The sequence below is a fragment of the Nocardiopsis algeriensis genome, assembly GCF_014203695.1.
In the GTDB taxonomy this organism is placed as follows: domain Bacteria; phylum Actinomycetota; class Actinomycetes; order Streptosporangiales; family Streptosporangiaceae; genus Nocardiopsis; species Nocardiopsis algeriensis.
This window is the reverse complement of record NZ_JACHJO010000021.1, coordinates 1-10,766: the sequence shown is the minus strand read 5'-3', so window position 1 is coordinate 10,766 and position 10,766 is coordinate 1. Positions and strand designations below refer to the sequence as shown.

General features: G+C 65.4%; 11 protein-coding genes. 6 read left to right on the top strand and 5 right to left on the bottom strand.

What is annotated here, in order from left to right; all coding sequences use genetic code 11:
* Nucleotides 1-87: 87 nt before the first annotated feature.
* From FHS13_RS21090 to FHS13_RS21075, 4 genes are all read right to left on the bottom strand, one after another.
* Nucleotides 88-1,056, bottom strand: a complete 969-nt coding sequence (locus FHS13_RS21090) for a lanthionine synthetase LanC family protein (RefSeq protein ID WP_184293713.1) — start codon at nucleotides 1,054-1,056, stop codon at nucleotides 88-90.
* The gene (locus FHS13_RS21085; RefSeq protein ID WP_246405632.1) at nucleotides 1,041-2,294 is read right to left on the bottom strand and encodes a class III lanthionine synthetase LanKC N-terminal domain-containing protein; all 1,254 of its coding nucleotides are present in this window, start codon (nucleotides 2,292-2,294) and stop codon (nucleotides 1,041-1,043) included. Before FHS13_RS21085 ends, FHS13_RS21090 begins: the two co-directional genes overlap by 16 nt.
* 194 nt (nucleotides 2,295-2,488) lie before the next feature.
* Nucleotides 2,489-5,014 (bottom strand): FtsX-like permease family protein, encoded by a 2,526-nt coding sequence (locus tag FHS13_RS21080; protein ID WP_184293711.1) that lies wholly within the window; start codon nucleotides 5,012-5,014, stop codon nucleotides 2,489-2,491.
* Nucleotides 5,011-5,661 (bottom strand): ABC transporter ATP-binding protein, encoded by a 651-nt coding sequence (locus tag FHS13_RS21075; RefSeq protein WP_343065119.1) that lies wholly within the window; start codon nucleotides 5,659-5,661, stop codon nucleotides 5,011-5,013. The genes FHS13_RS21080 and FHS13_RS21075 overlap by 4 nt, the downstream gene beginning before the upstream one ends.
* A 584-nt stretch (nucleotides 5,662-6,245) precedes the next feature.
* Here FHS13_RS21075 and FHS13_RS21070 point away from each other — a divergent pair.
* The 6 genes from FHS13_RS21070 (at nucleotide 6,246) to FHS13_RS21050 (ending at nucleotide 10,011) form a co-directional block, all read left to right on the top strand.
* Nucleotides 6,246-7,385: a sensor domain-containing protein gene (locus FHS13_RS21070; protein WP_221443295.1), complete on the top strand. Its 1,140-nt coding sequence runs from the start codon at nucleotides 6,246-6,248 to the stop codon at nucleotides 7,383-7,385.
* Nucleotides 7,373-8,017 (top strand): response regulator, encoded by a 645-nt coding sequence (locus FHS13_RS21065; protein ID WP_184293708.1) that lies wholly within the window; start codon nucleotides 7,373-7,375, stop codon nucleotides 8,015-8,017. The genes FHS13_RS21070 and FHS13_RS21065 overlap by 13 nt, the downstream gene beginning before the upstream one ends.
* Before the next feature lie 43 nt (nucleotides 8,018-8,060).
* Entirely contained in the window at nucleotides 8,061-8,390 is a 330-nt protein-coding gene (locus FHS13_RS21060; RefSeq protein ID WP_184293707.1) for a helix-turn-helix domain-containing protein, read from the top strand.
* Between the two features lie 185 nt (nucleotides 8,391-8,575).
* Entirely contained in the window at nucleotides 8,576-8,833 is a 258-nt protein-coding gene (locus tag FHS13_RS21660; RefSeq protein WP_246405624.1) for a helix-turn-helix domain-containing protein, read from the top strand.
* A complete protein-coding gene (locus FHS13_RS21655; RefSeq protein ID WP_246405622.1) occupies nucleotides 8,830-9,069 on the top strand; it encodes a hypothetical protein in 240 nt (79 codons plus the stop codon). Before FHS13_RS21660 ends, FHS13_RS21655 begins: the two co-directional genes overlap by 4 nt.
* A gap of 123 nt (nucleotides 9,070-9,192) precedes the next feature.
* The gene (locus tag FHS13_RS21050) at nucleotides 9,193-10,011 is read left to right on the top strand and encodes a transposase family protein (RefSeq protein WP_184293706.1); all 819 of its coding nucleotides are present in this window, start codon (nucleotides 9,193-9,195) and stop codon (nucleotides 10,009-10,011) included.
* 95 nt (nucleotides 10,012-10,106) lie between these two features.
* Here FHS13_RS21050 and FHS13_RS21045 read toward each other — a convergent pair whose 3' ends face one another.
* Entirely contained in the window at nucleotides 10,107-10,406 is a 300-nt protein-coding gene (locus FHS13_RS21045; protein ID WP_184293705.1) for a hypothetical protein, read from the bottom strand.
* Nucleotides 10,407-10,766 lie beyond the last annotated feature (360 nt).

Genomic DNA, 10,766 nt, shown 5'->3' with positions numbered 1-10,766 from the left:
CCACCTACCAGGGGCTTCTTGCTGTTCAGAAGGGGTTCAGGGAGACCGGTACGGGGCTGTGACCTGCACCTTCAGCATGAAAAAGGCTCACTGTTCGAGGGCGATTCCCACCCCGACACTGCCGAACTCCAGATATGGCAGAGTCCGCCAATCGTCGGAGACCTCGAAAGTGCCATTCTTGGTGACGACACATTTGTCGAGATCGCGTTCCAGAGCCTGTTTCGCGAAGTTGGCCATCATGACCTCGCCAGTGGTCTCGTACAGCTGAAGGAATAGCAGGCACGCGCCGGACCAGCCGTGCAACAGGCCGGCCCGGGCCAGGTCCAGGCCCTGGGAGCCCTCCGACAAGGCGGAGGCGATCGGTTCTGCTGCCCTCAAAGCTGCTTCGCCGAAGTCTCGGTCCCCGGTCCTCCTGGCGAAGTGCAGGAGGTTGAGACCTTCTCCAGCCAGACCGCGGAAGAGCCCGAAACCTTCTGCCGCTGTCGCCGGTGTCGCAGTCCCGATCCTCTCCATGACCTTCAGAGCGTCCTCGTGCCGCCCCAGCCGGTCGAGGGTGTACGCGATGCCGTGGGCCCCTGTGTAGAAACCCGCGCCAAGACCGTCGACTTCCGCAGTTCGGCGCAAGAGCCAGTCCTCGTGCTCAGGGACACGTTCGATGCCCGCCTCGGCAAGAGCCAGCAGAACACCTGCTGCACCGAAGGCAAGCCCGAGACCATCACATGCAAGGAACTGCTCGATGTCTCCCGGGTAAAGGCGGTCCGCTCGCTCTGGTGTGGCACTGCCCTTGATGCCTTCTGCGATGAGTCTTTTCTGGTCTTCCAGCGCGACTTCACCGCCCTCCAGGTAAAGGCGTGCCAACGGTGTCGGCTGAGCCGGGGGACCGACGGATATCGGAGCAGTCGCCTGCCCCAGGTCCTCGAGAAGGCCCCGCACGAACACTTCGGGAAGGTCGTAACGGCGTTCGGCGGTACGCACGAGTTGTCGAATCTTTCCCGGTGCGCGCATCAGCATTGCAGTGAGGGGGACAAACATGTCCAGCTTCAGGCAGGCGAGCACCCACCGGTCAGCCTCAACTCCGCGAAGATGGGGCGGAGCCACGAACCCGGGGCCCCCTGCGGAGCCCGCCAATGGGGATCGTCTACGGCACTGAATTCGAAGTCGATGAAAACTGGAGAGTCGTCGTTTCGCAGGAGTACGTTCTTCGGGTGGATGTCACCGATGACCACTCCGCGGTCATGAATCTGCGCGACCACCTCCTCCACCGAGGAAAGGACACGCAGTGCCCATTTCGTGTACTCGCCGTCGGACTCTGAGGGAGCACCCGGAACCAGGATCGGCATACGGTCCATGGCGGCACGTTTGAGAGCAACGCCGTCGATATATTCCATTGCCAGGAAATCGTGTTCCCAGGCCCGAAAGCGTCCGTGGAAGACAGGAACGCCACGCAGCCCCGACAGCCGTTCCAGGACCGAGGCTTCCCTCCTCAAACGCCAGGGGGCGTCCTCGCCTCGCTGGTCCACTCCCGCGTAGGGCCTGGCCTCCTTGAGCACCACGGTCCGGTTGTCCCGGTGATCGCGTGCCTGATAGACCCCGCCTGCGTTGGAGAAGTGGAGAGCCAATTCCGGAGTGAAAGGAAACGACTGCTCGTCCGGTTCGTCTTTCGAAAATTCTCGTTCCAGGAACTCTGGGATCTCAACCCAGTCGGGCGGAAGGAAAGCAGGTTCTCGGCGGTCGGGGACCAGATCCCCGTTCGGGGACATAATCGCAGGCACCCGCCGCCCATCCGAGGTGACGCAGTAGCGTTCCCGAAAGCCACCGTACCTGACATGCAGGGGGCCGGCCCCCCAACGGAGATCACTGAGGATGTAGGGGCCTGGAAAGCCCGCCAGACGGTCACCGAGCTCGATCAAGGTGGAGTGGAGCTCATCCTCGTTCCTGGTGTAGATCGTGCAGAACTTCCCACTGGAACCGCGATCCGCATATTTTGCATTCTGCCCCCGAAGAGCCTGACGGCTGCCCAGGAACTTAAATGAGAGATCGTGAGAGAAACAGTGGGCAGCAACTCTACTCAAAATTTTCTGAGCGTTCTCCTCAGATGAACTCACATGAATCTTCCAACCCTGGTCAGGGATCGGCAGGGGAGAGAAGAAGGAGACCCAAGGATGACGGAAAGCACGCTTCCATCCACTGGGCTCAGAAAAATCTTTCAGAGAAAACCTACCTCCCTGCCCATCGTCCGGGATGTCGTAGAAAACTGTCCCCTCTGGGCTGAAAAGTAAATACCGTCCGTCCATGAGCTCCACTCCCGGACAACGCACAGGGATTAAACCGCACGCTCTTGCCTCGGCAAGAAAATCCAAATACTTACCGAGAGACATTGGAGCACGCCGACACGGGTTTCCCGGGGGGACCGACCAACCTCCGACCAACCTCCGACCAACCTCCGACCAGGCCCGAATTGGCCTGTCCGACATTGCGCGGCAGTACCTCACCCGTGAGCTGCCACCACGTGCAGGGGCCGGGCGCGCAGGGCGGCGGCTGCCGGAACCAGGTTGGCTGCCAGGCCCAGGATCAGAACTCCGGCGGCGACGAGGGCGTACCCTCCCGCGGGTACGGCCAGGACCACCGTGTCACCGGTGAAGGCGTAGCCGGTGGCCGCAAGCCCGGCCAGTGACGTGACCGTTCCCAGCACCACGGCGGCCGCCGACACCGCCACCGCCTCGCCGGCGACCATGCCCGCGACCTGCCTCCTGGAAGCCCCCGCCAGGCGCAGCAGGGCGAAGTTCCTCGCCCGCCCAGCCGTGGAGACGATGAGCGTGTTGACCGTGCTGATTCCGGCGAAACCCGCCACCAGTGCCACCATCAGAAATGTGATCCAGTCATCGCCCTCCCCCTGCCTCTCCAGGAGGGAGAGGTGCCCGGCGCGGTCGGTGACCACGAGTTCGGGTCCCCCGTCGATCGCCTCCTCGAGCAGGCGTGCAACCTGAGCCGGGTCGGCAGCGGGATCGAGTGTGACGTGGACGGCGCTCTCCATCGCGTCCAGCATCCTGGGAGCGAGACTCTGTCTGGGAAGCAGGACCTGGGGGAAGTCGAGCCCTGCCTCGTAGAGGACCGCCACCTGAGCCCGGATCGGTTCCCCGTCCGGTCCGGAGAGCGTGACCGCATCGCCCGCCCGCAGGCCCGCCGACCGTGCGACATCGGTATGGAGCGCGACTCCGTCGGCGCCGAACTCCTCCCATCTTCCTTCTTCGGTGTCGAGCCGGTAGACGTCCGCGACGGTCTCGGGGTCGACGAGATAGGTCGTCAGGGTCGCACCGGTGATCGTCGTGACCGTCTGCCGGAACCCCCCGGCGGAGGCCACCCCGGGGACGCGGGCAGCCGTCGGCGCCGCGGTGACGGGAAGGCCGATGCCCACGGGGCCGGCCACCACGAGGTCGGCGGCCAGGCGCTCCCCGTAGGAGTGCAGGCGTGCCTGGTCGGTGGTCGGCCCCTGGAAGAGCAGCACACACGCCACCGCGGTGGTCACCAGGAGAGGTGTCATCACCCCTGCCACCCTTCCCGTGTCGGCGTACGCGTCCCTGTGGGCCAGGAAGAGCACCGCCCCTGCACGAGACGACGGTCGGCACAGACGCAGCATGCCTCGGACAAGGACAGGGGAGAGGAGAGCGGCTGCGAGGACGAGGAGCGCAGTGGCCGCCAGTGCCGCCACCACAGCCCCTTGGTTCCCCGAGAACCCCCACGCCACCAGGAGAAGTACCGCAGTGCCACCGAGAGCCGCCGCACCGAGAACAACCCGTCCCCGGGGCCGGGCGGCCGATGCGGTCCGAGCCGTACGCATGGCCTCGACGGGAGCGATCCGGCCCGCCGAGCGCGCGGGCTTCCACGAGACCAGCAGCGGCACGGCCAGCGCCAGAACCGTTCCGGCTGTGAGAGCGGACCATCCCACCAGCAGCTCGAACCCCTGCGGGAGCACCCCCATGGCCCCGAAGAACCGGGCCAGGAGCACCGCCAGGAGCACACCCGCACCCCAGGAGAGCACGGCCGCGACGCATCCCAGGACCAGTGCCTCGCCCACGACCAGACTCCGTACCCGGCCGGGTGTCGCCCCAGTCAGGCGCAGGAGAGCGAACTCACGGGAACGGTCGCGTACCGCTGTGGTGAGCAGGCCCGCGACCAGAACTGCGGCCAGCAGCAGGACGAGGCCGGACACCGTCCCGAGGAAGCGCCCCATGCCCGAGGCCAGCTCGCGGTCGGCCACGTCCAGGACGAGGGCCTCACCCCGGTCGGCCCCGGTGAGCACCCTGACCCCCGGAACGTCCTCCCGGATCGCCTCGGCGAGCCGGGAGGAGTCCGTCCCCTCCTCGGGCCGGAGCGCAGCCAGAACCGGAGCACCTCCTCGCACTGCGGCCTCTTCCGGAGAGAAGAGGACGACTCGGCTCCGAGGGCCGTCGTCACCGCCGTCCACGACTCCGGCGACAAGCACGGTGTCGACCCCGTCGGCGGTGAGGATCTCGGTACGGTCACCGGATTCCAGGGCGGCCTCTGCCGCGGTTCGCTCGTCGATGACCACCTCCCCCTCCTCCTCGGGCGGCCGCCCCTGGGAGAGCGTGAGGGATTCGATGCCGGCCAGCACCCAGGAATGTCCCCAGGAGCGGTCCGCCTGACCGCCCAAGGTGCGGTCTCCGGCCACCACGTAGGCGGGGAAGGGCGCCTCCACCTCCATCCCACCGACCTCGGGAAGTCCCGCCAACATCTCCACCGTGGCGGGGTCCAGCCTGGCGGGCTCCCCGGAAGGAGTTGTGGTGAGCCCGGTCTCCTCCGGTACGGCCACCACGACGACAGGCGCCCCCGAAAGCTCCCAGGAGGCACCGGCCCCTGCCGCCGCCACCCGGTCGGCCGAACCCTGCAACGCCAGGGCCGCCACGGCCAGGCCCGCACCGAGGGCCACGGTGAGGACCGACAGCGCGAGCGAACGCACACGGGCGGCAGCACTGCGTACGACAAACCTGATCACGCGGACTCCAGACGCACGATCCACTCCAGCACGGTGTCCGGGGCGGGACTGCGCAGTTCACCCTCGACACCGCCGTCACGCAGGAACAGCACCCGGTCGGCGCGGGCCGCGGCCACGGGGTCATGGGTGACCATGACGACGGTCTGCCCGTGATCGGACACCGCCCGCCGCAGTGCCTCCAGCACCTGGCCACCGGAGCGGGAGTCGAGGTTCCCGGTGGGTTCGTCGGCGAAGAGCACGCTCGGCCGGTGGACCAGTGCCCGCGCCACGGCGACCCGCTGCTGCTGTCCCCCAGAGAGTTCGGCGGGGCGGTGGTGGATACGGTCGGCCAGACCGAGCGATTCCACGAGTTCGTCCTTCCAGTCCTCGTCCAGGGGCAGCCCGGCCAGGCGCTGCCCGAGCGTGATGTTCTCCTCCGCATCGAGCACCGGGAGCAGGTTGAACGACTGGAACACGAAGCCGAACGCACGCGCGCGCATGCGGGTCAGATCCCTCTCGGAGAGTCGGGTAATGTCGTGGCCCTCCACCAGCACGCTGCCGGCGTCAGGACGCTCCAGCCCGGCCATGCAGTGCAGGAAGGTGCTCTTCCCCGAACCCGAGGGGCCCACGACCGCGGTGAAACCACCCCGGGGAAAGGCCGCATCCACCCCTCTCAGGGCATGGACAGGAAGAACTCCCCCTGCATAGGTTTTGGCCAGCCCTACGACCCGCAGTACCGTAGGATCCTCCCGACCTTCTCCATATGGCCGGTTGTGGCCACCCCACACCGTTTTTTCGGCTCGGCCTCCATCGCTTCTCCTCATGCCGACATCCAACTCACTTCCGCAGGCTGAAGGGACCGGGCCCGCTCCGATCCTCGTTTGAGGAAAAGTCAAACAAATCAACCCTTGAACGTCACTGGCCCTGGTGAGAGAAGTCAAGTAGAGAAACCTCTACCGCGGAGGTCGGATTTTCTGCTTGTCAGTAGGATCTCATCCGGCAACCGCTTCCCTTCTGCGATCGTGAGCCCACACGACTGATGTCTTCGATAGCCGCAACCACTGTTCCTGAAGCCTCTCAGCCGGCAGGGAGTCCACAGGGATCGCGTTCGTCCGAGATATCCGGCACAGCGATACCTCCTAAGCAACCGAATCATCGGGCCTTCTGGCGTGCTGCCGCATCCAGGCCCTTCCTGGTCCTGGCCACCGCCTGGCCGTGGCGGTCCCTGGCCTACCTGGCCACGTCGCTGCCCGTGGCCGCCCTGTGGGCACTGCTGTGCTGGCCGCTGCTGCTCTTGTCCGGGCTCCCCTTGGGCGCGGTGGAGCGACGCAGACTCGCACTGATGGAGTCGGCGCCCACACCCTCGCCCCATATCCCCTTCCCTGGCCCCATCGGCTCCCCTCGCTGGGTCAAGGCCCGCCTCCGAGAGACTGTCACCTGGCAGGAACTCGCCTATGGACTGCTGCTTCTACCACTCGCCCTGGTGGAGGCGGTCACGGTCATAGTTCTGGTCGCGATACCGCTCACCCTGCTGGCCTCCCCGCTACTGCAGACCACCGGTGTGTTGAGTCCCAAGGAGGCAGACATGCTGGTAGGAGCCCACCTCCTACCAGCCGCCCCGTGGGTTGCCGACATCGTCGTCGGAACGGTGGCGCTCGTGGCCTCGGCCTACTTCGCCATGGTCCTGGCTGCGGGCCGCGCGCGGCTGGTCAGGCTGATGCTCACTACCGGCCGAGAGGAGGAGCTGGACGAGCGGCTCGGAGAAGCGATCCGCTCCCGGTCACGGCTCGTGGACGCCTTCACCGCGGAACGGCGGAGGATCGAACGCGACCTTCACGACGGCGCGCAGCAGCGCCTCACCGCGGTGGTTATGCGCCTGGGCATGGCCCGCACCCGGTTCGAGACCGACCCGGCCAGGGCCCGAGCACTCGTCGAACAGGCCTACGAGGACGCCCGGGCCACCCTCACCGAGCTCCGTGACCTGGTGCACGGAATCCACCCGGCCGCCCTCACCGAACGCGGTCTGGCCGCCGCCCTCGACGAACTGGCCGACACCTGCCCGATCCCAGCCGGCGTCGACACGGAAGGAGCGAGACGGATGCCGCCCGCGATCGAGTCCACTCTCTACTTCTGTGCCGCCGAGGCCGTCAACAACGCCGTGCGGCACTCCGGGGCCGACGAGATCGAACTCTTCCTCAGGGCCGTCGGCGGCCCGAGGGGGCGAGTCCTTCTCCGGGTGAGCGACAACGGCGCCGGAGGTGCGGTCCCGAAGGCCGGGTCGGGGCTGGCCGGGCTGGCGGACCGGTCTGCGGCCTACGGAGGGGAGGTTCGCCTGAGCAGTCCACCGGGCGGTCCCACAGTGGTGGAGGTGGAGATCCCGTGCGTGTCGTAATCGCCGAGGACTCGGCATTGCTCCGTGAAGGTCTGGTACAGCTGATCTCCATGGTCGGGCACGAGGTTGTGGCCGCGGTGGGCGACGCCCCTGGACTACTCCGAGCGGTGGCCGAACACGAGCCCGACGTGGCTGTCACCGACGTACGGATGCCCCCGGACAACCGCGATGACGGACTCCGGGCGGCGCTCCGGATCACCCGGACACACCCCGACGTGGGGATCCTGGTCCTGTCCCAGTACGTCGTGCCGGGCGCGGCTGCCGACCTCCTGGAAAGCACCGCCTCCGGCATCGGCTACCTGCTCAAGGACCGGGTCAGCGACGTGGACGAGCTGATCGACACCCTCGAACGGGTGGCCTCGCGCGGAACAGTCATCGACCCGGAGGTGGTGCGCAGGCTCCTGGGCCGTCGGCGCAATCGGTCAACATTGGACCGGCTGAGCCCGAGGGAGAGGGAGGTTCTGGCACTGATGGCCCAGGGCCGCTCCAACGCCGCCATCGCAGCGCAGCTAGTAATCACCGAGGCCGCCGTGGCCAAGAACATCAGCAGTATTTTCACCAAACTCGGTCTCCAGGCCGCGGCGCAGGATAACCGCCGGGTACTGGCCGTCCTCGCCTATCTGGGGAATTGATCCGGCCTCCACGAATCACGTAAGAGTACATGAGGAGCCGATTTTGCCCTCCATGAACAACCCACATGATTCTGCTTCTCCCGCTCAAAGAATTTCTGCTCAGGTGCGCCTGGGAATCGAGACCAGACGCCAACGGATGGCGAAGGGACTGTCACAGCGACGCTTCGTTCAAATGCTCGGACTGAGGGCACACAGCAACCTCGTCGACTACGAACTCGGACGCCGACTTCCCCCTGCAGACATCGTCATGGCTTGCGAGAAGGAACTGAGCTTGAATAGCGGAAGGCTTCGCCTCCTGCATTCCATGGCCATGTCCGAACGTGCACAGGAATGGTCCAGAAAGGCAGAAGAGGAAGCAAAAAAGAAAGCGTGATCACAGGCTTGAAATAACAGCTCCAAGGAAAATTTTGGGCCTGACCGCAAGGGTGCAACTGAACCTTTTTCATCCTGAAGGTGCAGGTCACAGCCTCGCACCAGCCCGCTTGAACCGCCTCTGACAGCAAGAAGCCCCTGGCAGATGGATCAACGACGAAGAAAACCCAGCACCAGAGGCTCCACATGTTGTTGTACCGTTCCTGCCTGCCGTTGTCACGCCGGACCTTGAACCCGGCCGCCCGCACCATCCGCGTCCACCGCAAGAACACCGGTTCTCGATGGCGGCGCCTGGACCCCGCACAGCAGGCCCTGCTCGTGCTGGTCCACCTGTACAAAGGCGGGACCTTCACCCAGATCGCGGCCGGTTTCGATGTGGGAACCACGACCGCCTGGCGGCCGACCGTCCGTTCTATTCCGGCAAGCACAAACGCCACGGTATGAACATCCAAGTGGTGGCCGCGCCCGATGGGGAACCCCTCTGGACGGCGTGGTCGCTCCTGGGGTCAGTGCACGACACCCGGGCCGCCCGGGTGTGGAAGATCGCCGAGCGCATCGAGGCCACCGGCCTCATCAGACTGGGGACAAGGGGTACGTGGGTCTGTCGGGGGCGGTGTTCTGCCCGTTCAAGGGACAGGGCAAGCCGCAGTGAGGTGATCTCAGCAGCCGGAAAGCAGTAGAAAACCGGTAATAAAGACGAGAAGTGCATCCATGGGTGAATTTCCGTTCCCCTGACACAGACGTGGAGCCCCAGGTAGAAGGCGAGGTGTCGAATCTCCACCTGACCACCTGAAAGGCTCCACGTGGTTCCCTATACTGCCACCCTCGACGTGGACCAGGCCACCGTTTGGCACCTTTCAGCCCTGCTGAACGCCGAACGCCAACGCCGCGGCACCCGCACGGGCACCCGCGCCCTGACCTGCTACAAACAAGCGGTCCTGGTCGTGCGGTGGTTTCGCGACGGCACCGCCATCGACGCCCTGGCCAGGGACAACCACATCTCCCGAGCCACCGGCTACCGCTACGTCGACGAGGGCATCGACGTGCTCGCCGACCAGGCCCCCGACCTGCACCAGGTCCTCGAACACGCCCGCACCACACCCGATACCCCCCTGATCCTGGACGGAAAACTGTTTGTCTCCAACCGCTGTTCGGAGCCTGGCCCCTCCGGCCGAAGCGACCTCTGGTACAGCGGCCACAAACACCGCCACGGCGGCAACCTCCAGTTCCTGTCCGATGCCCGAGGAGAACCGCTGTGGGCGTCCGACGTCGAGCCCGGGGCCACGCCCGACATCACCGCCGCACGCCGGCACGTGTTTCCGCTTGTGCACAAGGCCACAGCCGGCGGGGTGGTGTTGGCCGATCCCGGCTACGACGGCGCCGGAGCCGACGTGCGCACCCCGATCAGGCGTCCGCCCGAGGTCGACAAGCATCGCCGGTATGTCGACGACCGGGCCCACAACCGGCTGCTACGCGGCCTGCGGCGCATCGGCGAACGCGCGATGGCGATCCTGACCGGCCGGTGGAGAGTACTGCGCCACACCACGATGAGCCCGTCCAAGATCGGCACGATTGTGCACGCCGCGCCGGCTCTGACCAATATCGAGAAGCAAACTCACTGAGATCACCTCAGTGGAAGAAGGACGCCAACTCCGAGCACGCCAAGCTCCGCAGTCCCGGGGAGCGGGCTTTCGCCCAGCTCAAGAACTGGGACGTTCTACGCCGGTTGCGGTGCTGCCCACACCAGGTCGGCCAGATCACCCGAGCCGTACTCGTCCTTCAACTCCGAGAAACAGGACGAAAAAGGCTCACTGATTGCCTTGGCAGTAATGCTCTCGATGGCACTCGCTGCCCCAATATTATGGAACCAGGGAAGATTCATCATGGCGGGCGGCGCACTCGCGGTCTTCTGTGTTGGCCTTGCTGCCGCCGTGAACGCCGCAGCCCGGCGGCGCAGCGGAGGAGAATAAAATGCGGTTCGACCCTTGATCTCAGCAAGAAAAGGGTCGGGTCGCATCTCAATCCCGCCATGAAATCATCTCAAAACGCTTGCAAGGCAACTGAATCTCGACGCAATCTGCGTGCCGCATGCCGATTTCTCCTAAAAATACCAGGAGCCCGCACGTCTTCGTATCCAGACAGGAAAGATCATCATTGCAACTTCCTCTACATGTCCCTCAACACGACCCCGAACCCATTTGCAAAAGCATGCCCGCTACCATATTTAATCTATGTTCCACATGGCGTTTGGGGCAAAAGTTGGATATACAGCCCCACTCCGAGCAGGGCTGTTTCAAAGTCGGGATCGTGAGCCATCGGCTCTGATCACGGCCTTGTAGCGATCTGGTCGAAGCCCTCACCAACGAACAACGGAGCC